22 protein-coding genes and 3 pseudogenes are annotated in these 26,469 nt (G+C 71.1%); 13 read left to right on the top strand and 12 right to left on the bottom strand.

The window, feature by feature from the left end; translation table 11 throughout:
* From FRZ03_RS20370 to FRZ03_RS39245, 5 genes are all read right to left on the bottom strand, one after another.
* The coding region (locus tag FRZ03_RS20370) for an ADP-ribosylglycohydrolase family protein (protein WP_146466594.1) at nucleotides 1–969 on the bottom strand (969 nt) is incomplete at its 3' end.
* On the bottom strand, nucleotides 966–1,688 hold the full coding sequence (locus FRZ03_RS20365; RefSeq protein ID WP_146466583.1) for a GntR family transcriptional regulator: 723 nt from the start codon (nucleotides 1,686–1,688) through the stop codon (nucleotides 966–968). The genes FRZ03_RS20370 and FRZ03_RS20365, both read right to left, overlap by 4 nt.
* 902 nt (nucleotides 1,689–2,590) lie before the next feature.
* Complete coding sequence (locus tag FRZ03_RS20355) at nucleotides 2,591–3,019, bottom strand: MarR family winged helix-turn-helix transcriptional regulator (RefSeq protein WP_146466582.1); 429 nt, start codon at nucleotides 3,017–3,019, stop codon at nucleotides 2,591–2,593.
* Complete coding sequence (locus FRZ03_RS20350) at nucleotides 3,019–3,435, bottom strand: SRPBCC family protein (RefSeq protein ID WP_146466581.1); 417 nt, start codon at nucleotides 3,433–3,435, stop codon at nucleotides 3,019–3,021. Before FRZ03_RS20350 ends, FRZ03_RS20355 begins: the two co-directional genes overlap by 1 nt.
* A 179-nt stretch (nucleotides 3,436–3,614) precedes the next feature.
* A complete protein-coding gene (locus tag FRZ03_RS39245) occupies nucleotides 3,615–3,854 on the bottom strand; it encodes a hypothetical protein (protein ID WP_186785530.1) in 240 nt (79 codons plus the stop codon).
* A 360-nt stretch (nucleotides 3,855–4,214) separates the two neighbouring features.
* Here FRZ03_RS39245 and FRZ03_RS20340 point away from each other — a divergent pair, with 360 nt between their 5' ends.
* On the top strand, nucleotides 4,215–4,505 hold the full coding sequence (locus FRZ03_RS20340; RefSeq protein WP_146466580.1) for a nuclear transport factor 2 family protein: 291 nt from the start codon (nucleotides 4,215–4,217) through the stop codon (nucleotides 4,503–4,505).
* A gap of 310 nt (nucleotides 4,506–4,815) precedes the next feature.
* Here the strand turns inward: FRZ03_RS20340 and FRZ03_RS20335 are convergent, their stop codons facing one another.
* A complete protein-coding gene (locus tag FRZ03_RS20335) occupies nucleotides 4,816–5,748 on the bottom strand; it encodes a glyoxalase (protein ID WP_146466579.1) in 933 nt (310 codons plus the stop codon).
* A gap of 181 nt (nucleotides 5,749–5,929) precedes the next feature.
* On the opposite strand from FRZ03_RS20335, the gene FRZ03_RS20330 reads away from it, so the two are divergent.
* Entirely contained in the window at nucleotides 5,930–7,642 is a 1,713-nt protein-coding gene (locus FRZ03_RS20330; RefSeq protein ID WP_315902654.1) for an NAD-dependent malic enzyme, read from the top strand.
* Between the two features lie 752 nt (nucleotides 7,643–8,394).
* Here the strand turns inward: FRZ03_RS20330 and FRZ03_RS20320 are convergent.
* The 3 genes and pseudogenes from FRZ03_RS20320 to abc-f form a co-directional block, all read right to left on the bottom strand.
* Entirely contained in the window at nucleotides 8,395–9,687 is a 1,293-nt protein-coding gene (locus tag FRZ03_RS20320) for an erythromycin esterase family protein (protein ID WP_146466577.1), read from the bottom strand.
* 146 nt (nucleotides 9,688–9,833) lie between these two features.
* Nucleotides 9,834–10,469 (bottom strand): annotated as a pseudogene (locus FRZ03_RS20315) (CatB-related O-acetyltransferase); the annotation flags it as partial.
* 48 nt (nucleotides 10,470–10,517) lie between these two features.
* Entirely contained in the window at nucleotides 10,518–12,137 is a 1,620-nt protein-coding gene (gene abc-f / locus FRZ03_RS20310) for a ribosomal protection-like ABC-F family protein (RefSeq protein ID WP_186785525.1), read from the bottom strand.
* Nucleotides 12,138–12,290: 153 nt separating this feature from the next.
* On the opposite strand from abc-f, the gene FRZ03_RS20305 reads away from it, so the two are divergent.
* A complete protein-coding gene (locus FRZ03_RS20305; protein ID WP_146466575.1) occupies nucleotides 12,291–12,971 on the top strand; it encodes a TetR/AcrR family transcriptional regulator in 681 nt (226 codons plus the stop codon).
* 720 nt (nucleotides 12,972–13,691) lie between these two features.
* Nucleotides 13,692–15,311 (top strand): DUF885 domain-containing protein, encoded by a 1,620-nt coding sequence (locus FRZ03_RS20295; protein ID WP_186785524.1) that lies wholly within the window; start codon nucleotides 13,692–13,694, stop codon nucleotides 15,309–15,311.
* A 169-nt stretch (nucleotides 15,312–15,480) separates the two neighbouring features.
* Here FRZ03_RS20295 and FRZ03_RS20290 read toward each other — a convergent pair whose 3' ends face one another.
* A complete protein-coding gene (locus FRZ03_RS20290; RefSeq protein ID WP_146466572.1) occupies nucleotides 15,481–16,737 on the bottom strand; it encodes an FAD-dependent monooxygenase in 1,257 nt (418 codons plus the stop codon).
* Between the two features lie 81 nt (nucleotides 16,738–16,818).
* Here FRZ03_RS20290 and FRZ03_RS20285 point away from each other — a divergent pair, with 81 nt between their 5' ends.
* Together FRZ03_RS20285 and FRZ03_RS20280 are read left to right on the top strand one after the other, a co-directional pair.
* The gene (locus FRZ03_RS20285) at nucleotides 16,819–17,400 is read left to right on the top strand and encodes a TetR/AcrR family transcriptional regulator C-terminal domain-containing protein (protein ID WP_186785528.1); all 582 of its coding nucleotides are present in this window, start codon (nucleotides 16,819–16,821) and stop codon (nucleotides 17,398–17,400) included.
* Between the two features lie 481 nt (nucleotides 17,401–17,881).
* Nucleotides 17,882–18,119: pseudogene (locus tag FRZ03_RS20280) on the top strand (IS630 family transposase); the annotation flags it as partial.
* 21 nt (nucleotides 18,120–18,140) lie between these two features.
* On the opposite strand, the gene FRZ03_RS20275 reads toward FRZ03_RS20280, so the two are convergent.
* Together FRZ03_RS20275 and FRZ03_RS20270 are read right to left on the bottom strand one after the other, a co-directional pair.
* Nucleotides 18,141–18,539, bottom strand: coding sequence for a hypothetical protein (locus FRZ03_RS20275; RefSeq protein WP_146466570.1), 399 nt, complete (start codon nucleotides 18,537–18,539; stop codon nucleotides 18,141–18,143).
* Entirely contained in the window at nucleotides 18,505–19,671 is a 1,167-nt protein-coding gene (locus tag FRZ03_RS20270) for a LacI family DNA-binding transcriptional regulator (protein WP_146466569.1), read from the bottom strand. Before FRZ03_RS20270 ends, FRZ03_RS20275 begins: the two co-directional genes overlap by 35 nt.
* 235 nt (nucleotides 19,672–19,906) lie before the next feature.
* Between FRZ03_RS20270 and FRZ03_RS20265 the strand changes: the two genes are divergently transcribed.
* From FRZ03_RS20265 to FRZ03_RS20235, 7 genes and pseudogenes are all read left to right on the top strand, one after another.
* A complete protein-coding gene (locus tag FRZ03_RS20265; RefSeq protein ID WP_186785523.1) occupies nucleotides 19,907–21,088 on the top strand; it encodes an ABC transporter ATP-binding protein in 1,182 nt (393 codons plus the stop codon).
* 20 nt (nucleotides 21,089–21,108) lie between these two features.
* Nucleotides 21,109–22,380, top strand: a complete 1,272-nt coding sequence (locus FRZ03_RS20260; protein ID WP_146466568.1) for a polyamine ABC transporter substrate-binding protein — start codon at nucleotides 21,109–21,111, stop codon at nucleotides 22,378–22,380.
* Entirely contained in the window at nucleotides 22,344–23,252 is a 909-nt protein-coding gene (locus FRZ03_RS20255; RefSeq protein WP_261399270.1) for an ABC transporter permease, read from the top strand. Before FRZ03_RS20260 ends, FRZ03_RS20255 begins: the two co-directional genes overlap by 37 nt.
* Nucleotides 23,249–24,094 (top strand): ABC transporter permease, encoded by an 846-nt coding sequence (locus tag FRZ03_RS20250; RefSeq protein ID WP_261399269.1) that lies wholly within the window; start codon nucleotides 23,249–23,251, stop codon nucleotides 24,092–24,094. Before FRZ03_RS20255 ends, FRZ03_RS20250 begins: the two co-directional genes overlap by 4 nt.
* Nucleotides 24,095–24,180: 86 nt before the next feature.
* The gene (locus tag FRZ03_RS20245; protein WP_146466567.1) at nucleotides 24,181–25,182 is read left to right on the top strand and encodes an SIS domain-containing protein; all 1,002 of its coding nucleotides are present in this window, start codon (nucleotides 24,181–24,183) and stop codon (nucleotides 25,180–25,182) included.
* 115 nt (nucleotides 25,183–25,297) lie between these two features.
* Nucleotides 25,298–26,242, top strand: coding sequence for a PfkB family carbohydrate kinase (locus tag FRZ03_RS20240; RefSeq protein ID WP_146466566.1), 945 nt, complete (start codon nucleotides 25,298–25,300; stop codon nucleotides 26,240–26,242).
* Between the two features lie 43 nt (nucleotides 26,243–26,285).
* Nucleotides 26,286–26,447, top strand: a pseudogene (locus FRZ03_RS20235) (transposase family protein); the annotation flags it as partial.
* Nucleotides 26,448–26,469: the final 22 nt, after the last annotated feature.

Raw genomic sequence — 26,469 nt, 5'->3', positions numbered from 1 at the left:
CGTCAGGGCTTCCAGATCGAGGGAGTTGACCGTACGGAGGGTCTCCACGGCCTCGGCCGGCAGTGCCGCGAGACCGGTGACCGAACCGGCGACGGCACCGGCGATCGCGCCGATGGTGTCGCTGTCGCCACCGAGGTTGGCGGCGAGCAGGGCGGCCCGCCAGGGATCGCCCTCGGCCACGGAAAGGACCGCGAAGGCGGCGGGTACGGACTCCTGGCTGGCGACACTGGTGCCGACCAGGGTGACGATCCGGTCGAGGGCCTCGGCCCGCGGGAGACCCCGGACCAGGTCCCACGCCCAGGCCACGCGGGTGGCGATGTCGGCCCCCGCGACCCAGTGCCCGCGCCGGGCGCCGGCGCGGGCCGCGCTCACCGCGGCGGCGACGGCCTCGTCCAGGGTGCCACCGCCGACGCCGGTACTGACGGCGGCGGCGACCGCGGCGGCGCCCGCGATGCCGATGCCGGTGTCGTGCGTGACCTGGCAGGACTCCACGACGTGGTCGAGGAAGGTGTCCAGCGGCTCGACGGCGCAGGCGATGCCGACCGGGGTGACGCGCATGGCGGCGCCGTTCGTCGTGCCGGTGCGCCCCGCCTCGTGCGCCGGGACGCCACGGGCCACCGCGTCCAGGGCGGCCTTGGTGGACGGGCCCAGGAGGTCGAAGGAGCCGTTGGCCTTCATCTCCTTCTCCCAGTCGAGCAGTTCGTGGGCGAGTCGCAGCGGGTCGATCCGGCCCCGGCCCTCGGCGATGAGCCGGCCCACGATCACGGCCTGGTCGGTGTCGTCCGTGACGGAACCGGCCGGCATCCCCCCGCTGATGGGGTTGTCGGGATGAGCGGGGACGAAACCGGTCAGGGTGCCGTAGCACCGGACGACGTCCTGGCGGGACATCGACTGGGTGGGCATGCCGAGGGCGTCGCCGAGGGCGAGCCCGTAGTAGGCGCCGAGGGCGCGGTCGAGCGGGTCGGTCACAGTCGGCCTCCTCGGCCCGATCGGATGTGCAGTTCGAACCTGGCCGGGTCGAGCAGGCTGGTGACGTGTTCGACGACCGAGCCGTCGGCGGCCCGGTACACCTGGCTCAGGCGCAGGAAGGACTCGCCCTGCGCACGGTGCAGCAGGGCGGCCTCGGCCGCGTCCAGCCCGCGCACCGTCACCAGTCCCTCGCCGGATTCGGTGACACGGCCGGCGGCGACCAGGGTCCGGCTGAGCGAACCCCCGTCGAGGCCGCGCTCGGGCAGTCCGGCCAGTTCCTCGGTGGCCGGCACCCTGCTGTGTTCCAGGGAGACGCCCTGTCCGTCCGGCAGCCTCCTGACCCGGTCGAGGGCGATGAACGCACTCGACGCCAGCCCCAGCTCCGCGGCCAGGGCGTCGTCCGTGACCTGCTCGAACCTGATGGTCTCCGTGGTCAGCTCGGTACCCTGTTCGGCGAGCGCCCGGGTCCAGCCGAGGCGGTGGTCCAGCGGGGCCCCGCCGTCGAAGGTGACGAACGAGCCGATCCCGGCGTGCGTGGCGATGAGCCCCTCCTCACCGAGCACCTGGAGGGCCTGCCGCAGGGTGGTGCGGCTGACGCCGAAGCGCTGCGTGAGGGCGTGCTCGCCGGGGAGTCTGCTGCCGTCGGTATGAACTCCGGCGCGGATCTCGGCGGCGAGGACGCGGGCGATGCGATGATGCTTGTGTACCTGTCCAGGCATGTCTAGACAGTAGGGGGACAGGAGGCACCGGGTCCATAGCTTCCCGCCTCTTTTTTGCGAAAGCGAGTAGCGAACGCGAGCAGGGGGCGTGCCGGCGTCCGGCCGGGAAGCCGCGCGTGCCCCCAGGACCGTGCACGTCGAGGACCCGTGCAGGTCGAGGACGGACACCAGGACGCTGACCCGGTTCACCGTCGGGAGCGGCGCGCAGCTGCACGGTGGCGGAGACGACGGGGGCAGCCGTGAAGTCGGCGACGTGGCTGCGGGGGAGGGCCAGGAGGCGGTCGTCGGTGCAGCCGCCACTGCGGGGCACGATCGCGAGAGCGCCGCTCCGCTCCTGGACGACGCGTCCGTATCGGCAGTTCACCAGGCCGGCGGCGCACGGTGGAGACCGACATGGCCGTGGCGATGGCCCGGGCAACCACCTCGCGGTCCGGTTCCGGGCACGACCGGCATGACAGCGGGGTCCCGGTCCCGGCGGGTCACCGACAGGCCAGCACCTTGACTTCGGCGAACTGCAGGGGAGTGAACGAGGGCGGTCGCCGCGAGCGCCTGCGGCCGGACAGGGCGGGCAGGCCGCCGACGGCGAACCGGCCCCGCCGGGTGCGCACCGTGTCCCCGTGCATCCGCGTCTGCGCGGCTGTCCGGGCGGTGGGGGCACCCTCGGGCCGCCAGAACCACGATGGTTGCCCGCTGCCGCTGCCGGAGCTGACGCGGTGTCTTCTGACCCTGGGCCATCTTCTTCAGCCGGTGGCGTTCGGAGGCGGTCAGCGCGACGGCCACGGCGGGGGTGGCAGGTGTGAGAGAAGGGCCGCCGTTCCTTTTGGGCGGTGGGGCCGGTCTGTTGCAATGCCACCGACCGGTGCGTTCGGGTCCGGTGGCCTGCAGTTGTCGGTTGGGGCGTTTCAGGTTTCGGGATGGGCCAGGCGGCCGAGCAGGGCTACCGCGTCGTCGAGGGGCACCGGCTGGAAGAACCGCGCGTCGGCGCGCTCGACTGCGGCAATCGCGCGTGGGGCCAGGTCGGCGCCGGTGTCGGTGACACGCAGTCGTTTGGCGCGGGTGTCGGCCGGGTCGACTTCACGCTCGATGAGTCCTTTGTGTTCCAGGGTGCGTAGCACCTGGGAGGTCATCTTGACGTCGATGCCGGCTTGGCGGGCGAGGGCCAGCTGGTTGGGATGCTCGCCCTGGGCGTTGAGCCACCAGGTGCAGGCGAGCAGCACGAACTGCACATGGGTGAGATCGAGCGGCGCCAGGGCTGTGGCGATGTCGCGCTGCCAACGCAGGGCGGCGTGCCACAGCAGGAATCCGGGGCTGTCGCCGGGGCTGAGGGGCATCAGCGCACCGCCAGCTCGGCCAGCGAGGCCATCGTCTCGGGCCAGTCGGCGGTGATGCCCGGACCGATCTGCGGGCCCACCTCGTCGGCGCCGGTGCCGGTGATCTCCATCCGGTACACCACGCGGATCCGGTTCTGGGCGATCCGGTCGATCCGGTGGGTGGTGCGCAGCAGCAGACCGTCGAAGCGCGCCTCGTCGACGAACAGTTCGTCTTCGACCGCCTCGGCGATGCGCAGCAGTACCGGGTCGTCCCCGGGCGGCGTCATCGTGATCTGCGTGCCCGCCGCGAACGGGCCGTTCGTCTCGATCTTCTCGATCTCGGCGTTCCAGGTGCCCCAGTTCTCGACGTCGGCCCAGAGCCGCCAGATCGCCTCGGGGGTGGCGCTGGTCTCGACGCTGTGCTCGTACTCCCACATGAGTGGTCTCCTCCGCTAGATGATCTATCCGTAGATTATCTTCGCAGAGACTATCTGTCCACTGGCTGGTGCACGGACCCCTACCGCGGTGCCGCGGCGCCACGCTCTGCTTCGGCAAGCTGGGAGGCCGTTCTCCCCCGGCCGGAGGGGGCCGGCCGGGGGACGAGGAGGGGAGGTGCTCAGGCAGTCGGGGTGTTCAGCACGTACTCGCGCGAGGCGTGGACCTCGGCGTGCAGGGCGGTCAGGTCGACGTCGAGGACGTGGCCGTTCCACTTGCGGGGCTCGCCGTTGATGAGCACGCCACGGGCGCCGAGGAGCACGCCGGGCTGCACCGGCGGCTCGTCGACGCGATCGCGGCCCGGGACGCGGACGGCGCCCGTGAAGCGGCGGCGGCGATCGTCCGGCTCACCCGCGACCATGAGGCGGGGCCCCGCAGGCGGCGCGGGAACGGTGATGCCCCTCCCCGACGCCGCCGGGCCTGCCCGGACCGGGCGGCACGGGGCGCGAGCGCGGAGCCCGCACCCCGGGAAGCAGAAGAAGCCGCCACATGAACGAGCCCTCGACACCGAGCCCTTGACACCACGAAGGAGCTTACGGATGTCTGTCGCGCAATCCCCGGCCGCAGAGTTCAGCGCCGGCACCGCCCGGCGCTGCAGCGGCTCGTCATGCTGATGGGCTACGGCGACAACCGGCCCGGCAGGACGATCGACGAGTTCCGCGCGAACTGCGCCGCACTGCCCCGATCTTCAGCGACATCACCGGCGGCGACGTCACCCGTGATGCTGACGTTGTTCGCCCCTGACCCGACCGTGCGGCTCGGCCCGGAGCCGGCCTGTGGCCATGAGGACATCGCCGCTTTCTACCGCGCCCACTTCGCCTGCTTCGCCGACTCCCGGCACTACTGGAACACCACGGTGCTCGATGACGGGACGCTGCGGGCCGAATGGGCAGCCGCGGCCCGTATGAAGGACGGCCGACTCCTGACCGTGGCCGGCGTGGAGCACGCGCAGGTCGACCACGACGGCCACATCATCGACCTGCGCAACGAGTTCACTCGACTCCCCGGCTGAAATCCCCGTGATCAACGTGGGACCGGAGCTGGAGGCCGGACCCCGGCAACGGTCCTGGGCGGGTTCGCGGAGCAGGAGGAGGAGCGAGGCGAGGGAACTGCGGCCCGGTGGCGGTTGGCCGTGTCTGCCGAAGCGGGTGGCGCATACGCGCGACCGTCGGCTACTCCCCATGCGGCAGCCACCCGGGGCGGGGCAGCGAAACGGACTGCGACGAATGCCGTCGCCTCGGGCGAGGACCACGGCGTCCATGCCCGCGGCGGGCGGCCATTGCCCGCACCGTATGCCGTACGCCGATTGCCACCCGGGACGATCAGCGGTCGTCACCCTCGTGAAGCTCGGCCACGTAGCCACCGGGGAACTGCACCATCGCGCTGGCGCGGCCCCGGGAGGAGTACGGTCCCCAGAGCACCTTCGCGCCCGCGACCTCAGCCCTGTGCAAGGTCGAGGCGAGGTCCGTCACCGCGTAGCCGGTGGTCTCCCGCCCGAAGGGGTACGGCAGGTGCCCATCGGTCACGCTGACCACCGTGTTGCCGAAGGGGGAGCTGATGGCCACGCGGCGGTACGTCTCGGCGGGCACACCGATCTGGCCACCATCGGCGGACCGGTCGTCGGAGACGATCCGGCCGCCGGTGAACCGCAGGTACGAGGTGAGGAACGCCCTCGCCGAGTCGCGTGTCAGATAGATACGGTTGTCCGGCACGGTCTCCAACGGTGCGTAGGTCGGAGCCTTGGTGTGCCAGTACAGCTGGGCGTTGACGCCGCCCGGGAACTGGACGACCGCGTCTCGGCCGATGGGGTCGTCGAAGGGTGCCACGACGACGTCCGCCCCGCTCGCCCGGGCCCGCCGCACGCCCTTGTCGAAGTCGCTCATGAGCCAGCCGGTGCGTTCGGCACCGAACGGGTAGGGGACCGGCGTCCGGAAGTCGAAGACGGACAGGGTGCCGACAGGGGAGAGGACCAGTTCCGACACGGTCGTGCTGGGCGTGGGCGTCACGTCCGTGACGACCTTGGTGGTGTTGGTTCCGCCGAAGATCGCCTCCCAGCAGGTGACGAACGCGTCCATCGTGCCTGGGGTGACGTAGACGTGCGTGGTGTCGTACTGCGGCCCCACCGCCGTGTTCGCCTCCGGGAGACGAGCGGCGGTGTTCGGGCTCGCGGCCGACGACGGAGCCGCGAATCCCCCGACGCTCACTACCAGCAGTAACGCCGGCAGCAACCGCACCATCGCCTTGCGCTTGTTCATTTACCGTTCCCTTCCGTCGGGTCATCGGGCGTGATCGGAAGAGAACGTAGACAACAAACCCGGCGCCGAGTGTTCTTGCAGGGCTGCGGGCCTTGACCGTCCGGGCACAGCCCGCCGGCCCTCACCGACCTCGTGAGGAACTGCTGATCGAGGCGGTCCACCGACAGGAAGTGCGGCGCCTGTGCGAGGCGGCACCGCACCTCACGGCCGCACAGCCTCCGGTGGACGCGCTGCGGACCTGGATGGAGCGCTTCCTCGACTTCATGGCCGCCAAGCAGGGCTTGCCCGACGCGCTGGCCGTGGTGTTGACCGACGACAGCGAGAAGCTGCACACCCGGGCTCTGCTCGCCGGCTCGCACTCGAGCAGCAGACTCAGCGCGCCTACCAGCAGATGCGGGCTCAGAGCAGCGACCTGGCCAAGAACGTCTATCTGGAACAGCTCCACGACCGCAACGAGACCCTGTACTTCAGGGTTCTCGTCGAGCATCTCGCGGAGCTCCTGCCGATCGTCTACGACCCCACCGTGGGCGAGGCGATCGAGAAGTACTCCCACGAGTACCGCTGCCCGCGCGGCATCTTCCTGTCCATCGACCGGCCCGACGACATGGAGAAGGCCTTCGCCACGCTGCAGCTCGGGCCCGAGGACGTCGACTTGATCGTGTGCACGGACGCGGAGGAGATCCTGGGCATCGGTGACTGGGGTGTGGGAGGGATCCAGATCTCGGTCGGCAAGCTCGCGGTCTACACCGCGGCCGCCGGCATCGACCCGCGCCGCGTCGTTCCCGTGTCGCTGGACGTGGGCACGGACCGCAGGTCGCTGTTGGACGATCCGCTGTACCTGGGCAACCGGCACTCCCGCGTTCGTGGCGCTGATTACGACGCGTTCATCGAGAGCTACCTGGAGACGGCGTCGTCCACGTTCCCCGACGCGCTGCTGCACTTCGAGGACTTCGGTCCCAGCAACGCACGGCGGATACTGGAGCAGTACGGCGGCCGCTATCGGATCTTCAACGACGACATGCAGGGCACCGGAGCCATCACGCTGGCCGCCGTCCTGTCTGCCGTCAAGGTCAGCGGTGTGCGGATGCGGGACCAGAAACTGGTCGTCTTCGGCGCCGGGACCGCCGGGGTGGGCATCGCCGACCAGCTGCGCGACGCGATGGTCCGCGACGGCGCGGATTCGAGGCAGGCCGCCGCACAAGTGTGGCTGATCGACAAACAGGGCCTGCTCACCCGCGACATGGACGGACTGCGTGACTTCCAGCAGCCCTACGCACGCGATCCGGACGAGGTCGCGGACTGGGCGCGGGACGACGGCGCGATCTCACTGCTGGAAACGGTGCGCCGGGTCGAACCCACGATCCTGCTGGGCACTTCCACCGCGCACGGCGCCTTCACACGCGAGGTCGTCCAGTCCATGTCCGAGGGTACCGAGCGGCCGATCATCTTCCCGATCTCCAATCCCACCTCCCGGATCGAGGCCATGCCCGCCGACGTCATCGCCTGGTCCGGGGGAAAGGCGCTGGTGGCGACCGGCATCCCCGTCCCACCTGTGGAGTACGACGGTATGACCTACGAGATCGGGCAGGCCAACAACGCGCTGCTGTACCCGGGACTGGGCCTGGGCACGATCGTCTCCGGGGCGTCCCAGGTGACTTCGGGCATGCTGCTTGCGGCGGCCCAGGCCGTCGCGGACCAGGTCGACCCGTCGAGGCCGGGCGCATCCCTGCTGCCGCCCGTGGAAAGCCTCCGGGAGTCCTCGGCGGTCACTGCGACCGCGGTGGTCAAGGCGGCGCTCGACGACGGCGTGGCCACCAGCAAGCCGACCGACGTCTCCGAAGCCGTCCGGGAGGCCATGTGGCAGCCGGTCTACACCGACGGAGCCGCGGCATGAACACGGAACACTCCGCGGCCGACCGGACCGACCGGACCGACCGGACCGACCGGACCGACCGGACCGACCGGGCCGACGGGACCGGGCTGGCCGGTTCAGGACGAAGCCCCGAAGATCCTCGACGTCCCCGGAGGTCTGCACGCGACCGGCACCCGGCGGGAGACCGACTCCATGAACGCCATCGACGTCCCCGCGGATCGCTGCCGGGGCGCCCAGCTGCCGACCTGGAAAGGCCGACCTGATCCAGCGGACGGTGCCGGGAAGGCGGTGGATTCGATTTCCACCCCGGGGTGGAGAGCGGCCCCTTGGGCGGAGTTCAGGTTGAGGGCGTCGGCGCTGCGGATGGTCAGGGTGCGGTCGCCGTTGGACCGTTCGGCGGCGAGAAGAAAGGAGTGGGCGTGTCCGCGTCGAGGGCTGCGGCGGCTCCGTGGTGTGGACGTACCGGCGTTGCCCGGAGCCGCCGCCCATGTCGCCGAACCCGGCAGAGGAGGAGTGGCGCGGCTTCGTCGTCCCCGGCGTCGCCACGTCCAGGTGCCGCCTCTTCGTCCCGGGCGTGGACGGCACACTGATCGTCTTCGACAGGGCGCAGGACCGGCCGCGGCCCGGCACAGTGCCCGCGTGCACCGCGCCGGGCCGCGGCCGCACGCCGACCGGAGCGAGGGACCGCGCCGCTCAGGCCGCGCCGGGGCCGACCGCCCGGTGAGCAGCATGTCCCGGGGCGGGCATGAGGGCGGCTGTCACCGCGTCGGTTTTCAGAGGTTGTCGGCAACGGTGGAGGTCGGGGTGTGGAGGATGGCGTCGAACGCCTCGAGGACGGGGGTGTGGAGGTAGGCGCTTTGGATCCGGATGCGGTCGGGGCCCGGGGCAAGGTCGACGTTTCCATCGGCCGCCTGCGGGCGTGCCTGGCGGAGGTCGGCGATGCTGAGCCCGAGCTCGGCGTCGGCGAATGCGGCTTCGATACTTCCCGGCTCGGCCGGCTCCAGCGCGGTGGCGTCGATGGTGAAGCCGAAGGGTGTGTTCTCGTCGCGGGGCATGTCCGCGGTGTGTCCGGTGGTGCTCGCCAGGCCGAGGGCGAAGTAGTCATCGCCGAGCGCGCGGTGCAGGTGCTGTCCCATGGGGAGCCCCGTGAGGTGGCCGTCGAAGGAGACCGGTGTCTTCTGGATGTGGGCGTTGTGAGCCGCCAGCACGACGCGGGTCCCGGGTTCGAAGCGGTCCAGGTGCCACAGGACCGACTCGGCCATGTAGACATCGCGGGCCGAGGTGTCGGCGGTCAGCCCTTTGCCGGCGAAGAGGTCGGCCATGGCGCGGAAGGTGTAGTCGGCGTGGCAGGCGCCTTCGAGCCGGCGCACGGCGATGTCGTAGCTGTGCTGGTCGCCACGGGAAACATACAGTGGTGCGACGGAGCGGAACCGGATGAGCAGGCGCGTCAGGGCCGCGCTGAGGGCGTCCTGTTCCGCGGTGGCCAGACGTGCCCACGCGGGCGCGGCGACGGCCGCGGAGCCACCGGCGAACGATTCGGCGATCCGCATCGCCTCCTGGACGATCGGCAGGGTTTCGGGATCGATCCGGCGCAGGTAGTCGGCGACCGGGGCCAGGGCGGGAAGCAACGAGCCACCGGCCGCCGGGATGTCGACCCCCGTGAAGCGCACCGGTGTCGAGGCGGTTCGGTTGTGCCGGCGTATCCAGCGCAGCGGCGCGTCGACTCCCACGGGGATCGTTCCGGCGAGATGCGCCGACAGGTCGTCGTCCGTCCCCTCACCCTGGGCCCACGCGTCAAGGGGGAAACCTTCGCTGAAGCCGTACTCGAAGGCGAGGACGGTGAATCCGCAGCGCTCGGCCAGGAACCGCAGGATGCGCTCGCGCATGGACGCGAACTCGTTGATGAAGTGGGAACTCTCACCGATCGCGACGACACGTGCGTCGCCGACGATGGCGCGCAGCGGCTCCAGATCGTCGAGTGGTGCCTCGGGGTCGAGGTGGTCGAGGGGGACGGCGTGGGTGCGAAGCCAGTCGGCGAACGGGTTGTGGTGGGGCGAAGCAGGCATGCTGACAGCTCGACTCTCGGTGTGCTGGAACAGTGGATCGCGGACAGGGGAGCGGGTCACCGGGCGGGTCGCCCTGGGTCGGGCTCGTTCAACGGCCCTTGGCGCTGGGGGTTGGTGGCTCCGGACGTTCTGTCTCCACGTGCCCGGGCCGCCGCGTTCTCCAGGTCGTCGACGCTGCCGGACATGATCGTGCGGAGGTGTTCGGTGATGTCCTTGAGCGGCCAGTCCCACCAGGCCAGGGCCAGGAGGCGGGCAATGTCGGCGTCGCTGTGGCGGCGGCGGATGAGGCGGGCGGGGTTGCCGCCGACGATGCCGTAGTCGGGGACGTCGTCGACGACGACGGAGCCGGAGGCGATGACCGCTCCGTGGCCGATGCGGACGCCCGGCATCACCGTGGACCGGTAACCGAACCAGACGTCATGGCCCACCACGGTGTCACCCCGTCCGGGCAAACCGGTGATCAGGTCGAAGTGCTGGGCCCAGGAACCGCCCATGATCGGGAAAGGGAACGTGGAGGGGCCGTCCATCCGGTGGTTGGCGCCGTTCATGATGAACCGCACGCCCTCGCCCAGCGCGCAGAACTTCCCGATGACCAGCTTTTCCGGCCCGTAGTGGTAGAGCACGTTGCGGGTCTCGAAGGCGGTCGGGTCATCGGGGTCGTCGTAGTAGGAGAACTCTCCGACCTCGATCAGCGGCGAGGTGACCAGCGGCTTCAGCAGCACCACCCGCGGCTGCTCGGGCATCGGATGGACCACGTTCGGGTCGGCGGGGACAGGTGGCATCACGAGTTGTTTCCTTCCCTAAGGCATGTTCGCGGGGCTGCCGGGACCTCAGGCCCTGGCGGCGGAGGTCGGCGTCGTCCGCATGGCCAGGTGAGCGCCCTGCCAGCGCCGACGCAGTCGACGGTCGTGGCTGACGACGACGAGGGCGCCGTCGTAGCCGGTCAGGGCGGTCTCGAGTTCCTCGACGAGCGCGGGCGACAGATGGTTGGTGGGTTCGTCGAGCAGCAGGACGTCTGACGGTTCGCTGAGCAGCCGCGCCAGGGCCAGACGCTGTCGCTGCCCGGTGGACAACCAGCCGACCGGCACCGTGAGGTGGTCGCGGTCGAACAGGCCGAGGGACAGCAGCTGTTCGGCGTGTTCGGCGGCCTCACCCGCCCGTCCGCGGGCGAAGGCGGCAAGGACGGTCTCGTCCGGCTCCCCGGGGTGCGGCTCCTGGGGGAGGTAGCCGACCCTGCCGCGGCGGGTGACACCCCCGCCGTCGGGGGCGACCTCCCCGGCGAGGACGCGGAGCAACGTGCTCTTGCCCGCTCCGTTCGGCCCCGTGACCAGCAGGCGCTCGCCCGCCGCGAGCGACAGGCTCGTGCGGTCGAGCCGGTCCGTGACGGTGATGTCGGTGGCGACGAGTACGGCGCCCTGCGGGCTGCCGGTCCGCAGTACGGGGGCGAAGCGCAGCGGCTCCGGCGGAGGCGGGACCGGGGTGCTGAGGAGGCGGCGCAGCCGTTCTTCCGCGTTGCGCACCCGGCTGGCCAGCGACTGCTGCACCCGGGCGCCCGCCCGGTCGTACGCCATCTTGTTGCCGTCCTTCATCGCACGGCCGGGGGCCACGCGGCGGGCGGTGGTCGCGGCGGCCTCGCGGAGCCGGTCGACGTCGGCCCGCCACTGCTCGTGCGCCTGGGCCCAGCGCTGCCGGGCGGCTTTCCTCTCGGCGAGGTAGCCGGTGTAGCCGTTGCCGTACCGGACGACGCTGCGCCGGTCGGCGTCCACCTCAAGGAGGCCGGTGGCGACGCGTTCGAGGAAGTCCCGGTCGTGGGAGACCGCCACCGTGGTGCCCCGGCGGGTGCGCAGGTGTTCCTCCAGCCAGCTCAGGGCGTTGTCGTCGAGATGGTTGGTCGGCTCGTCAAGGAGCAGCACCTCCGGCGCGGCCGCCAGGACGGCCGCGAGCCGCAACCTGACCCGCTCACCACCGGACAGGCCGCCCACGGTGCGGTCACGGCCCACGAGGCCCAGGCCGAGACCGTGCAGGGCGCGCTCCACGCGGGCGTCGGCGTCGTAGCCGCCGCGCAGTTCGAAGACGGTGAGCAGGTCGCCGTACTCGGCCATGCCCGACTCGTCGCCGTCGGCCATCGCGGCCTCGAGACGGCGCATGCGCCGCTCGACGGTGCGTAGATCACTCAGGGCACGGTCGATGACCTGCTGGACGGTCGCTCGCGGCTCCATCCGCTCGTCCTGGGCGAGATAGCCGACGCCGCCGGGGGCCTGGACGACGACCTCGCCCTGATCGGGCCGTTCACGCCCGGCGAGCAGGCGCAGCAAGGTGGTCTTGCCCGATCCGTTCTCACCGATGATCCCGGTGCGCTCGCCCGCGGCGAGCGAGCAGGTCACCGAGTCAAGGACGAGCCTGCCGTTGAAGGACTTGCTGACAGCGAGCGCGGAGATCTGTGTGGGCATACGGGGACTCCAAAGCATTCGAGAACGAGACGGCCGTCAAGGGCCGTGCGGACGGGCGAACGCTTTGGATGAACATCGATCACTCCATTAGTGCGACAGCTGCTGCGTTAAGATGGTGCCACAACGCCGTCCCCGCGATCAATCGGACTACCTGTGGCGACTCCCACACCCTCGGAACAAGAACAAGAACAAGAACAAGAACGAGAACCAGCAGGCACCCGGCCGTCGCCGACCCGGCGCCGCCCCGGGGGCCGCACCGCCCGCATCCGTACGCAGGTACTCGACGCGGTCCTCGCGGAGCTCGGCGAACACGGCTATGACGCGCTCACCACCGACGCCGTCGCCGCCCGCGCCGGCGTGCACCGCACCACGGTGTACCGGCGCTGGGGGGACGTCGGCGGTCTGCTCGCCGACGTACTCGACGCGGCGAGCGACGACGACTGGCAGCCGCCGGACACCGGCTCCCTGGAAGGCGACCTGGCAGCGCTCAACCAGGAGATCCAGACGGCCCTGACCGCAGAGCCCCCGGTCGTGACGGCGCTCATCGCCGCCTCGTTCCGCTCCGAAAAAGCCGCCGACGCCCAACAGCGACTCTGGGAGGACCGGTACGCCCGATGCGAGGTCGTCGTCAGCCGGGCTGTCCGGCGCGGCGAACTCCCGTCAGGCACCGACGCCCGGCGCCTGCTCCTCGCCGCCACCGCGCCGCTGTACCACCAGCTGGTGCTCCTCCGCGCGGCACCTGATCCGCACCTGCCCGGCGATGCGGCCAGAACCGCCGCCCTCGCCGCAGTCGCCGGCGCCTTCGCCGAGACCCGGCCGGCACGCGATGCCTGAGCGGGATTCCGCCCTCGCGGCACCACCGGCGACCGTCTACGGAGCCCTCCTCGACCGGCAGTCCCTGGAGGCGCGGCCGCCGCCGGATGGCACGCGCGGTTGCCGGTGCCACCGGCGCCGGACGGAGAAGGGTTGGGCCGGTCTCCACCCGGTGACCGGCTCGGAGGCCGATGGCAGCGCCGGGCGCCGCGGGACACCCCGGATGAGGGGAAACGCGCCGTTCCCACCGGTTCGCTCACCGCGCCGCGTCCTCCCGACTGCCGGCCGCGCCGATGCCGCTTACCAAGGTCCGATGGCGCACCGGGGCATCGCGCCAGGGCCGGACACGGCAACTGCCTCCGGTCTGTTCGATCGCGGCCGGCTCACGGTGTCGGCCGTCCGAACAGCCGCGGGAAATGTCCGGGCGGGAGGAGAGGAGCTGGCCCTGCCCATCGGCCGCACCGCCCTGGTGGGGTTGCAGGCCCGCGTGCTCTCGCACGCGTCGACCGGCCGTTACCCCTCACCGCATTCCGAGGAACGTGACGGAACATGGCCGGCCGACGGATGCCGGTGCCGGCTGCCCCGGGAGGCACGAGGGGCCGAGGCAGCAGGCGTCGGTGACAGATACCGCCTTGCGGTAGACGCCCGACGATACGTCAGAATGCCTGAGTGGCAGATGAATTGAATACCCCGCGCGCCATTGCCGACAGACACCTGGACCAAGTGGCCGCGCATGATCCGATGACCTCGGCATGGCTGGGCCTGAGCCGTGGCGACGACCGGCAGCCGGATCTCTCGCCGGACGGCTTCGCGGCCCACGCCGAGATCGCCCGCCGCACTCTCGCAGCACTCGACGCCACTCCCACATCGGACGACCCGGCTGAACGAGCCTGCGCCCGGCTGCTGCGCGAACGCCTCACCGCCGAGCTCGCGATGGACGACGCAGGCGAGAACTTCCGCCAGCTGCGCACCGTGGGCGCGCACGTCGACCAAGTGCGGACGATCTTCTCCTTCATGCCGACCACCACCGACGAGGACTGGGCGGCCGTGGCCGGACGGCTGCGCAACCTCCCCGGTGCGCTGGACGGTTACCGGGCCACCCTCACAGAGGGTGTCTCCCGTGGCCTGCTCGCCGCTCCCCGGCAGGTCACCGGGGTGATCGGCCAGCTCTCCGACTGGACCGGGGAGGCGGCCGGGCGGCAGGCGGGCAGGGACGCGGGCTGGTTCGCCGCCTTCGTCTCGGACGGCCCCGACCGATTGCGCGCCGAGTTGGACGCCGCCGCCCGCCAGGCCACCGCCGCCGTCGCCGAGTTCCGCGACTGGCTGCGCGAGACCTACCTCCCCGCGGCGGCGGACACCCCGGACGCCGTCGGCCGCGAACGCTACCTGCGCGCCGCACGCCACAACACGGGCGCCGAGCTGGATCTGGACGAGGCCTACGCCTGGGCATGGAGCGAGTTCCACCGGACGCTCGCCGAGATGCGCGTCGAAGCCGACCGGGTCCTGCCCGGCTCCACGCTCCTGGAGGCCATGCACCACCTGGACGAGCACGGTCACACCGTCAAGGGGGAGGAGGCCATCCGGGATTGGCTGCAGCAGCTCATGGACGAGGCGATCACCGCTCTCGACGGGAGTCACTTCGACCTCTCCGGCCCGATCCGCGACATCGAGTCCCGAATAGCGCCCGCGGGCAGCGCCTCCGGGCCCTACTACCAGGGCCCGAGCCTCGACTTCAGCCGCCCCGGACGCACCTACCTGCCCACCCTCGGCCAGGACGCCTTTCCCACCTGGCAACTCGTCAGCATCTGGTACCACGAGGGCGTTCCCGGCCACCATCTCCAGCTCGCCCGATGGGTCGCGGTCGCCGACCGGCTCAGCCGCTACCAGGTCACCGAGGGTATGGTCAGCGCCAACATCGAGGGCTGGGCCCTGTACGCCGAGCGTCTCATGGACGATCTGGGCTTCTTCTCCGAGCCCGCGCGCCGCCTCGGGTTTCTGGACGGCCAGATGCTGCGCACGATCCGCGTGATCGTCGACATCGGCATGCACCTCGAACTCGCCGTCCCCGCCGACTCGGGCTTCCACCCTGGCGAGCGCTGGACGCCGGCACTCGCCGCGGAATTCATGGCCACCTACAACGGCAGTCCGGCGGCCCGCCGCGACAGCGAGATCGACCGCTACCTCGGCTGGCCCGGACAGGCCATCGGCTACAAGCTCGGCGAACGCGCCTGGCTCCAGGGCCGCGCGGCGGCGCAACGCCGTCGCGGCGGCGCCTTCGACCTGAAGGCCTGGCACATGAAGGCGCTTTCCCAGGGCTCTCTCGGCCTTGACGACCTGGCCGACAACCTCGCGGCACTCTAACCACCTCGGCCCGTCGTAGACGGCACCCTGGACCCCACCGGGGGTCAGACCGTCACCGAGCGGTCGTCTCAGGTGACCCGACTCGCTCGGTTGCGCCCCCTTCACCGCCCGCCGCTGCTCCGGTCGGGTCGGGGCGGCGCCCGTGTGTTCCGCGGCTGTCCGGCACCACTCACCCGGTGCCGCTCGGTGCCGGGTTCGGGGGGAGCTGCCAGCTGCCGCCCCGGTCCTCCTTCGAGAAGCGTGCGACGAGGTCGGGGACGTGCAGACGGCAGGCGAGTGCGGTGGCGGCCTGGAAGGTGTCGATCGCGCGCCGGGTCACGGGCAGGATCAGGCGTAGAAGGCGCGGGTTGACGCGGCCCTGGATCTCGTCGACGAAGGGCCTCAGGACGGTGTCGTAGTTCGCCAGTGCGGTCGGCAGGTCGTCCGGGTGCCGGTTGATCTCGCCGGCCAGGACGTGTGCGCCGACCAGGCCGCCGGAGACGCCCATGCCGCTGTAGGGGGAGGCGCAGTGGGCGGCGTCGCCGGCCAGGACCACGCGGCCCTTCGACCAGGTGCCGGTGCGGACCTGGACGATCTCCTGGGAGTAGAAGAACGGGCTCTGTTCCATGCCGTCGATGAAGCGCTCGGTCTGCCATCCGGCGTCGCGGAACCTGTCGGCCCAGAACTCCTGCCGGCGTTCGACGGGCGCGCGGTGGATCGCCAAGGCCTCCTCGGACTCCTCCCGCAGGACGAAGTACGCCTGGGTCTCGGCCGGGTTGTGGCTGCGGCGCATGATCTGGCGCCCGCCCGGGACCATGTAGGTGTCCCGGATGTTGCTGTCCGAGGGGATGCGCGGGACGAACCAGTAGGCCATGTGGATGCCGAGGCGCCGGTAGGGGTCGAACCCCTGCGGGAGCAGCGCTCGTCGGATGCGTGATCCTTGGCCGTCCGCGCCGACCAGGAGGTCGAACTCGCCGCAGGAGCCGTCGGAGAAGTGCGCGACGACCTTGTGCTCGTCCTGCTCGAAGCCGTCCACGCTCTTGCCGAACATGTACTCGGTGTCGTTTCTCGTCGCGTCGTGCAGGAGCCGCACCAGGTCGCCGCGCATGATCTCGTACTCGGACGTGAGGGACTGCCTTCCCCGCCCTGAAGTGTTGGCCATGATCGTCGCCCTGGCCTTGCCGGAGGCGTCGATGAAGGCGACGCCCGCCTCGTCCACGAGCTTGCCGCGGACGGCGTCGAGGAGTCCCATCCGCCGGACGGCCTCGATGCCCTGCCCCCGCAGGTCGACCTGAGCCCCGGTGGCCCGCAGCGCGGGGAATCGTTCGACGACGGTCACCCGATGGCCGCCCCGCGTGAGCCAGAAGGCCAGGGCCTGCCCCGCCACGCCACCACCGGCCACCAGGACGCGCAGTGACCGCGCTCCCGGTCCAGCTCCCTTTGCCATGCCCCTCACCCCAGAAAATCTATCAGTGAATGGTTCTTCGGCAGAGTTACCTATCGGCGATAGATTGTCAACGTGACGAAGATGAACCGTGAGACCGTGATCGCCGAGGCGCTCAGCCTGCTCGACGAGGTCGGGCTGGACGCCGTCAGTACGAGGCGGCTGGCGCAGCGGCTGGGCGTGGAACAGCCGTCGCTCTACTGGCACTTCCGGACCAAGAAGGACCTTCTGGCCGCTATGGCGCAGGCAGCCATGGCGCCCCTCGCGGCCGAGCCGCTGCCGACGCCCGACGACGACTGGCGCCAGTGGTTCCTGGAGAACACGCGCAGTTTCAGGCGCACCCTGCTGAGCCGCCGGGACGGCGCACGGCTGCACGCCGGCAGCACCCCCGGCGACGACCTCGACCGGGTCCGCCGCAAGATGGAGTTCCTCGTCGCCTCCGGAGTGCCCGAGCGGGCGGCGCAGATGGCCATGCTGGCCGCGAGCCGCTTCACGGTCGGCAGCGTCCTGGAGGAGCAGGCGGACACCGGGAGCGGGGACGCCGCGGGTCCACCGGCCGGCATGCCGGTGATCGATCACGAGTCGGCGTTCGAGGCGGGCCTCGCCCTCATCCTGAACGGCCTCGTGCACTGCGCGCAGATGCCGGACGCCTCTGTGGGCGGATGACCGTTCGCGGGTGCCCGCCGTCCCCGACCGCCCCGGCACTTCCTCGCCGCCGTGCACGCTCCGGTGACCGGCGCCATGAGCGGGACCGAGCGGTGGGCGGACCGTGTCCGGCGGGGGCGCGACGCATGGGGCACGGCTACCGGCGGACACCTTTCGCGCCGACGGGAGCCCGCCGCGTGCACGCCGCCACCGTGAGGACGTCCGTCCGATCCGTGTGCCGCACGATCGTCACCGGCGCGGCGGCGCAGCGACGCCTTCCAGCGGGGGCCGACTCCGCCGCGACGCGGCCATGACGGGAGTGGGCGACCCGCGTCGCCACAGTGCGGCGGCGCCGCCACGACGGCCGGCTGCACGGCGCGGAGCGGTCTTCGGCGTCGTCGCCGCGTCCGGCACCCTGCCCGGTTTGGTGGCTCCCTCTACCTGACCGGCGCCTGCTGGACTCCGCTCCCTCCCGGAGCACCGGGTGCACCCATCCTCGGACTACGCCTCGTGGGCCAGCCCGATCGAGGCGCACTACGGACCGCTGGGGCAGTTCACCATCGCCAACTCCGACCACCCCGACCACACGGTCCGGACACGCGCCTTGCACGCCTGCCTGCGGTGGCGAAACGCCAACGCCCGCCACCGCGGCGTCCTGGCCGCCGAACGCGAGGGAACGCGCCCGCATCCGAAGTGAGAGGGGCCTCCGCTGGGGCGGACGCCGGCTTGTGACGGCGGCCTGGCCCAAACGCTCCGGGCGGTCAGGCCATCAGCGCCGTGTGCAGCGCACCGAATGTCTCACGGAGTTCCACCGTGGCGATCGGATCGATCTCCATCTGCAAATGACACACGTCGTCGTCGCCGTTGGGAGTCAGGCGCACGAAAAAGGCGAAACCGTCCCCGACCGGCTCCGCCCTCAACGTCAGCGGATTGTTCCGACCGGGAGTCACCGCTGCCGAAAAGCGCACACCCGACGGCGCGCGCAGGCGAGAAAGCATCCGCGCCACGAAGTCCTCGACCTCCGCGACGCCGAGATCCGCAGTGAAGTCGGCTGTCAGCCAGGAACACCAATTCGCCGTGATCCGCCAGCTGTCCGTACCGGTCCGAGTCAGCTCCAGCCACACATCATCGGTGCCGAGGCGTATCCGCGGGTGTTCCATCTCGCCCTCCGACATCCGTGCTGGCGGGTCCATCAGTCTCTCCCGGGAACCGCAGTGGCCGTACCCGCTCGGGCACGGGGCCGGTGGACTCGCGGGAGACGTAGGTGGCGCGCAGGGTGTGCCTGCGGGGGCGGGCCGTCGAACCGTTGATACGGCGTACCAGGATGTCGGCCGCCAGCCCGCCCAGTTCCTGCACCGGCTGGCTGACCACGCTCAGCCTCGGCCGGACGAGGGTGGCCCACTCGGCGTCGTCGAAACCGATGACCGAGACGTCGCCGGGGATGCGGGCGCCGAGGTCGAGCAGGGCGTCCAGGGCGCCGAGGGTGGCCACGTTGTCGGTGGTGAACAGCGCGGTGGGCCGGTCGGGCGAGCTCATCAGTTCCAGTACGGCTGAGCGGGCCCAGGTCCGGTCGTATCCGGTGTGCCGAATCAGCTCCGCGCCGCGCGGGATGCCCGCGGCGCGCAGGGCCCGCCGGTAGCCGGTGAGCCGCTCGGTCGTGGTCCAGATGTCCGCGCCGGGCGCGAGCTGCGTGGCGTTCTCGTCGGGGGAGGCCGAGGTGACCACGGCGATGCGGGTGTGCCCCGCTTCGGTGAACCGGGACACCGCGGCCTCGGCGGCGCCACGGTTGTCCACGACGACCGTGTCCAGCGTGGCGCCGCTGAGCGCACGGTCCAGCAGGACCACGGGGATGCCCGCGGCGACGGCCTTGTCGAGGTGTTCGTGGTCGGCCGCGGCAGGGGCCACGACCAGGCCGTCCACCCGCCGTTCGATGAACATCTGCACCGCGGACTTCTCGGTGTCGCCCTTCTCGTCGCTGTTGGCGAGGACGACCTGGAGGCCGGCCTTGGCCGCGACGTCGGTGACGCCGCGCACCGCACGGGCGAAGTAGGCGTTCTCCACGTCCGCGACGACCACGCCCAGGGTGTGGGTGCGTCCGCTGATCATGCTCCGGGCCACCGCGTTGGTGCTGTAACCCAGTTCTGCGGCGGCGGCCAGCACCCGTTCCCGGGTGGCCGCGCTGGACGAGCCGTACCCGCCCAGGACCCGGGCGGCGGTGGCTTGTCCCACGCCGGCGTGCCGGGCGACGTCGGGGATGGTGACGCGACGCGGCGGCCGTGGGGTGTTGGGCATCGGTGGTCTCTCGTGAGTGACGGCTCGGCGGGGGCCGGGGAACCGGCCGATGAAAATTCGAAGCCATTCAACCATTGACGGGCGATGGCCGTCCGTGGGTAAGGTCTGGCTCGTTGGTAACGTTATCAAACCGCACCGACGCCACCCCGCCCGCCTTTTCCCCGGCCGGTCGCCGCGGCACGCCCCCCGCCCGCGGCCGCCCCGATCCCACGCCCGAACACCGGAGGTACCACGGATGGCAACCGACACCCTCCCGCCGCCGACGTCCGCTGGCCCTGCCATCAGCCTCGTCGATGTGGTCAAGGACTTCGGCGGCGCCGGCGCCAGGGACGCGGCGGTCGTCCGCGGCGTCAGCCTCGCCATCGGCGAGGGCGAGTTCTTCTCGCTCCTCGGCCCCTCCGGCTGCGGCAAGACCACCACCCTGCGGATGATCGCCGGCTTCGAGGAGCCGACCTCCGGGCAGATCCTGCTGCACGGCCGCGACATGGTCGGGGTGCCCGCCAACAGGCGTGACATCAACATGGTGTTCCAGTCGTACGCCCTCTTCCCGCACCTGAGCGTCGCCGACAACGTGGCGTTCGGACTGCGCCGCAAGCGCGTGCCCAAGGAGGAGCTCCGCGACCGGGTCGAGAAGATCCTGCGCACCGTCGAACTCGCCGACAAGGCCGACCGCCGCCCCCGCCAGCTCTCCGGCGGCCAGCAGCAGCGCGTCGCCCTGGCTCGCGCCCTGGTCAACCGCCCTCGCGCGCTGCTCCTGGACGAACCCCTCGGCGCCCTGGACCTCAAGCTCCGCCAGACCATGCAACTGGAACTCAAGCGCATCCAGCGCGAAGTCGGCATCACCTTCGTCTACGTCACGCACGACCAGGCCGAGGCGCTGACCATGTCCGACCGGATCGCGGTGATGAACCAGGGCCTGGTCGAACAGGTGGGCCCGCCGCAGGAGGTGTACGAGCGGCCCGCCACCGCGTTCGTCGCCGGGTTCATCGGCACCTCCAACCTGATCGGCGGCCCGCTGACCTCCGTGGCGGCCGGGACCGGGGTGCTCGACCTCGGCGGCGGCCAGCGCGTCACGGTCCCGCTGCGCGGCTCCCTCGCCGCCGGCGAGGCCGTGGAACTCACCGTGCGGCCGGAGAAGATCACTCTGACCACCGGGCCGGCCGACAGCGCCAGCCAGGTCCGCGGCACCGTCCGGGAGGTGGTCTACCTCGGCACCTCCACCAGCTACACGGTGGACACCAGCACCGGCGCGGAGATGACGGTCTTCCAGCCCAACGACGGCACCGCCTGCGCATCTCCGTCCCGCGGCGACACCGTCTGGCTGTCCTGGGCCACCGACCACTCCTACCTGCTCAACCCCGCCCCCGCCCCCGCGGCGACGGCCGTCGCGGACCCGGTTTCCCTCACCTCGCGCTGACGAGAGGCGGACCAACCACCATGCCCGAGCACTTCACACCCTTCGCACCCCGGCCGCGCGCGCTGGCCCCGCAAGACTGGACGCGGCGCCGCCTGCTGCGGGCCGCGGCCGGCGCCGCCGCGCTGGCCCCGCTCGCCGCGTGCAGCGTCCCCGGCGCCCGCGTGCACGTCCCCACCGGCAAGGCGGAGATCGCCGCCGCCGTCACCGACTTCTGGGCCGGGAAGAAGCGGTCCGGGAAGCTGGACTTCGTCAACTACACGCAGTACATCGACGTCGACCCGGCCGACCAGAGCAAGCACCCCACCCTCGACGCCTTCACCCGCGAGAGCGGCATCGAGGTCACGTACAACGAGCTGATCGACGACAGCGCCTCCTGGTTCGGCAAGATCCAGCCGGAGTTCGCCTCCGGCCAGGGCATCGGCTACGACCTGATGGTCGTCGGCGGCGACAGCTACCTCGGCAAGTACATCGAACTCGGCTACCTGGCCCCGCTCGACCACAGCCGCCTGCCCAACTTCGCGCGGTACGGCGGAGCCGCGTTCAAGAACACGTCCTTCGACCACGGCAACGTCTACACCGTCCCCTGGCAGTCCGGCATGACCGGCATCGGCTACGACCCGGCCCGCGTCGGCCGGAAGATCACCAGTTGGCAGGACCTGCTCGACCCCAGGCTGCGCGGCAGAGTCGGCATGTGGAACGACCCCGTGCAGATGGGCAACATCGCACTGCTGGCAGTCGGGGTGGACCCGGAGACATCCACCCATGCCGACTGGCGCAAGGCGGCGGCCTGGCTGCGCAAGCAGCGCGACGCCGGCATGGTCCGCTCCTACTCCACCTCGACCTACCAGTCCTCCCTCCAGCGCGGCGACCTCGCGGCCTCGCTCGTGTACTCGGGCGACGTCTTCCAGGCCAACCAGAGCGGCTCGCGACTGGAGTTCGTCATCCCGGACGAGGGCGGTCTGCTCTGGACCGACAACCTCTGCATCCCGTCGACGGCCGCCCACCCCGTCGACGCGCTCACCTACATGAACTACGCCTACCGGCCCGAGGTCGCCGCGAAGATCAGCGAGACCGTGCAGTTCGTCTGCCCCGTGCCCGCCGCGCAACGGGTCGTCGCACGCGACGCGGACGCCGCCACCGGCAAGCGGCGCACCGTGCTGGACGCCCTGAGCACCAGCCCCCTGGTCTTCCCGACCAAGGCCGACCAGTCGAAGCTGCGCCGTCTGCGGGTGCTCGACGAAGAGGAGGAGAAGCAGTGGAACGCGCTGTTCGAACCGATCTACCAGGCCTGACCCGGCGGCGCCGTCGCCCCGGGGAGGCACTGGGCCCCTATCTGATGATCCTCCCGGGCTGGCTGTGGCTGGCGGCCTTCTTCGTCACCCCCGTGATCGTGATGGTGTCGCTCTCGCTGCAGACCGGCAACTTCATCGACGGCTTCCGCCAGACGTTCCACTTCGGCACCTACGCCGACATGGTCCGCACCTACCACGTGCAGTTGGTCCGGTCCCTGGTCTACGGCGTCGCGGCGACCGTCGCCTGCGCCGCCGTCGGCTACCCGGTGGCTTACTGGATCGCCTTCCGGGCCGGCCGGCACAAGTCGGTGTTCCTCTTCCTGATGCTGCTGCCGTTCTTCGTGTCCTTCGTCATCCGCACCCAGTCCTGGAACGTCGTGCTCGCCGACCACGGCGTCCTGCTCGGACCGCTGAAGGACATCGGCCTGCTGCCGGCCGACTTCCACCTGCTGGCCACGCCCTACGCGGTGATCGGCGGCCTGACCTACAACTTCCTGCCGTTCATGGTGCTGCCCGTGTACGTGGCCCTGGAACGGGTCGATCCCAAGGTGATCGAGGCCTCCACCGACCTGTACGCCTCCCGGGCGGGGACCTTCCTGCGCGTGGTGCTGCCGCTGTCGCTGCCCGGCGTCTTCGCCGGCGTGCTGCTGACGTTCGTGCCGGCCTGCGCCGACTACGTCAACGCCGGCATCCTCGGCGGCCCCTCGACCACGATGATCGGCAACATCATCCAGACCGAGTACTTCACCAATCTCGACTACCCCGGCGCCTCCGCCCTGTCCTTCGTCCTCATGGGCGCACTGCTGCTGGCCGTGTTCACCTACGCCCGGACCCTGGGCACCGACGAGGTCCTGGAGGCGGCAGCGCGATGACCACCACAACCGCCGCCCCCGTGGCCGACGCGCCCACCGCACCGCGCACCCGGCGCACCGGGCGCCCACGGCGCCGCCCCACGCTGACCCTGTACACCGTGCTGGTGCTGGCCTGGCTGCTGCTGCCGATCGCGGTCATGATTCTGTTCGGGTTCAACGACACCGGCAGCAAGGTGAACTTCACCTGGCAGGGCTTCACCCTGAACTGGTACCGGCACCTGTTCGCCATCCCCAACCTGACCTCCGCCCTGGTCAACAGCCTCACCATCGCCCTGGTCGTCGCCGTTGTCGCGACCCTCCTGGGCACCCCGATCGGGCTGGCGCTCGGCCGGCACCGCTTCCGCGGCCGGGGCTCGGTGGACCTGCTGATGTTCGCCGCCATCGCGGCTCCCGAGATCGCCCTCGGCGCCGCGCTGCTGTCGCTGTTCATCGTGCTGGGCGTGCCGCGCGGCTACTGGACGATCGTCATCGCGCACGTGGCCTTCTGCATCCCCTACGTCGCCATCACCGTGCGGGCGCGCATGGCGGGGCACGACCCGACGCTCGAGGAGGCCGCCCGCGACCTGGGAGCCGGCCCGTGGACAGCGTTCCGGCTGGTCACCCTGCCGATGCTGCTGCCCGGCGTGGCATCCGGCGCCCTGCTCTGTTTCGCCCTGTCCGTCGACGACTACGTCATCACCAGCTTCAACGCCGGCCGTACGGTCACGTTCCCGCTGTGGGTGTACAGCGCCAGCCGTACCGGCGTGCCCCCGCAGGTCAACGTCATGGGAACGCTGATCTTCGTCGGCGGTCTGATCATCGCCGGGGCGAACGTGCTGTTCTCCCGGCGTCGCGCGGCCTGACCCGCTCCGGTCCCCGCGCCCCCCGAAACACCGGTTCACCGGCACACGCCGGCCGGTGCGGAACAACCCTTGAGGAAGTCATCACCGTGCTCAAGTTCAACGAAGCCGAGTTCGTCTCCCAGACGAAGAGCCTGCTGGCGCTGCGTCCCCAGATCGAGAAGCTCGTCGACCGTCTGGCCGACGAGGGTTACGACAACGTCCTCCTCGTGGGCGCCGGTGGCACGTACGCGCAGATGTGGCCCTACGAGCACCTCGCCCGGCGCACCTCGGTGCTGCCGGTCCGGGCCGCCGTCGCCGCCGAACTCGTCGTCTCCGGCGACGCCCGCCTCGGCGAGCGCACCATCGCCGTCTTCACCTCCGTCTCCGGCACCACCGATGACAGCCTCCGCGCCATCGACTACTGCAAGTCCCGGGGCGCCCACACGATCGGCTTCACCGGCTACCCCGACTCACCCGTCGCCCAGAACGTCGACACCGCGCTGGTCTCCGAGCCCAAGGCCTGGCCGTTCGACGTCCAGTTGCTGCTGTTCATGGGCCGGCTGCTCTCCCGCCGTGGCGAGTTCGAGGGCTACGAGCGCCTCGCCGACGAGCTCGGCGTCCTGCCCCGCGTCCTGGTCGACGTCGCCCGGCAGGCCGAGCCGGTGGCGTCCGACTTCGCCGAGACCCACAAGGACACCGACTACCACTTCCTCATCGGCGGCGGAAACCTGTGGGGATTCACCTACCTGTACTCCATGTGCATCCTCGAGGAGATGCAGTGGCTGCGCACGACCCGTGTGCACAGCGCGGAGTTCTTCCACGGCTCGCTGGAGCTGCTGGAGGAGAACACCAGCGTCATCGTCTTCCAGGGTGAGGACGAGACCCGGGCGCTGACCGACCGGGCCGAGGCCTTCGCCAAGCGCGTCTCCAAGGACGTCACCGTCTTCGACACCCGCGACTATCCCCTGGAGGGCATCAGCCCCGAGTTCCGCGGACTGCTCGCCCCGCTGGTGCTCGACACCGTGATGGACCGGGTCAGCAAGCACCTCGAGCGGGTCCGCGACCACTCACTCGACCTGCGCCGCTACTACCGCGTCATGGACTACTGAACCCTCCGACCGGTTCCTCCTCGTCCATCCGCCCCGCGCGCCGGTGCCCGGCACCGGCGCGCCCACGGCGGGTGCTGTGCCCCCGCGTACCGCGCCCGCGCCTCGGGAGACCCTGATGAAAGTCCTCGGTTTCGGCGACAACACCATCGACCGCTTCGTGGACCGCGGCACCGACTACCCCGGCGGCAACTGCGTCAACGTCGCCGTCTACGCCCACCGGCTCGGCCTGGACGCGGCCTATGCGGGGGTGTTCGGCGACGACGACCTCGGCACCAGACTGCGCGCGGCCGTGGCGGCGCAGGGCGTCACCGTGGACCACAGCGTCGTGCGCCACGGCGCGACGTCGGTCTCCACCCTGCACGTGCGGGACGGTGACCGGGTCTTCCTCGGCTACGAGCCCGGCGATGCAGCCGTCCACGCCCCCGTCCCCGTCACCCCCGGCCTGCTCGCGTACGCAGCCTCCTTCAGCCTGGTGCACTCCAGCGTCTACTCCGGCACCGAGGCCGAACTCCCGCTGCTCGCGGCGGCCGGCCCACTGCTCAGCTTCGACTTCTCCGACGAGGAGGAGTTCCGTACACCCGCCTATCTCGACCGCGTCTGCCCGCACCTGGACCTCGCGCTGCTGTCGTGCTCACACCTGGACGAGGCCGCCACCCGTGCCCTGCTCGCCGAGGCCGTGGACCGGGGGGCCGGGATGGCGCTGGCCACCCGCGGGCTGCACGGGGCGATCGCGTACGACGGCCGGACCACGGCCGTCGCGCCGGCCCGCGCTGCGGACCCCGCCTCCGTCTCCGACACGATGGGCTGCGGAGACGCCTTTCTCGCCGGGTTCGCCGTGTCACTGCTGCGCGACGGATGGTCCCGGCGAGTGCCACCGGCCCCGGCGGCCCTGCGAGAGGCCCTGCGTCAGGGCGCGGAGGCGGCGTACCACCAGTGCTTCGTGGAGGCCGCCTTCGGCTGCGGCTGGCCGACGCCGGCGACGAGGGCTGGACATGGAGCCGGGCCCAGCGCGCAGACCGTGCCGGGCTCCTCCGCCGACGCCCCCACTCGCCCGGTTTGACGATCCGCCCGGCCGTCCGCCGGGTCGCTGCCTCGAGCAGTGGAAACGCCGCCACAACACCACCCACGCCAAGATCCGTTGCCTTGGCGAGCAGGCCATGGCCACCCTCAAGGACCGGTGGCTCCCGCGGAAACTCCGCCGCAGCACCAACCGCATCACCAAGATCGTGAAGGCCGTCCTCGTCCTTCACCACGCGCCGGCATGAGGCTGGAAGAGGCTCACCGTCA

Origin of the sequence: Streptomyces misionensis (genome assembly GCF_007896895.1) — a bacterium.
GTDB classification, from domain to species: domain Bacteria; phylum Actinomycetota; class Actinomycetes; order Streptomycetales; family Streptomycetaceae; genus Streptomyces; species Streptomyces misionensis_A.
Note: the sequence above shows the minus strand (reverse complement) of the source record. Positions and strands in the feature narration are given on the sequence as shown.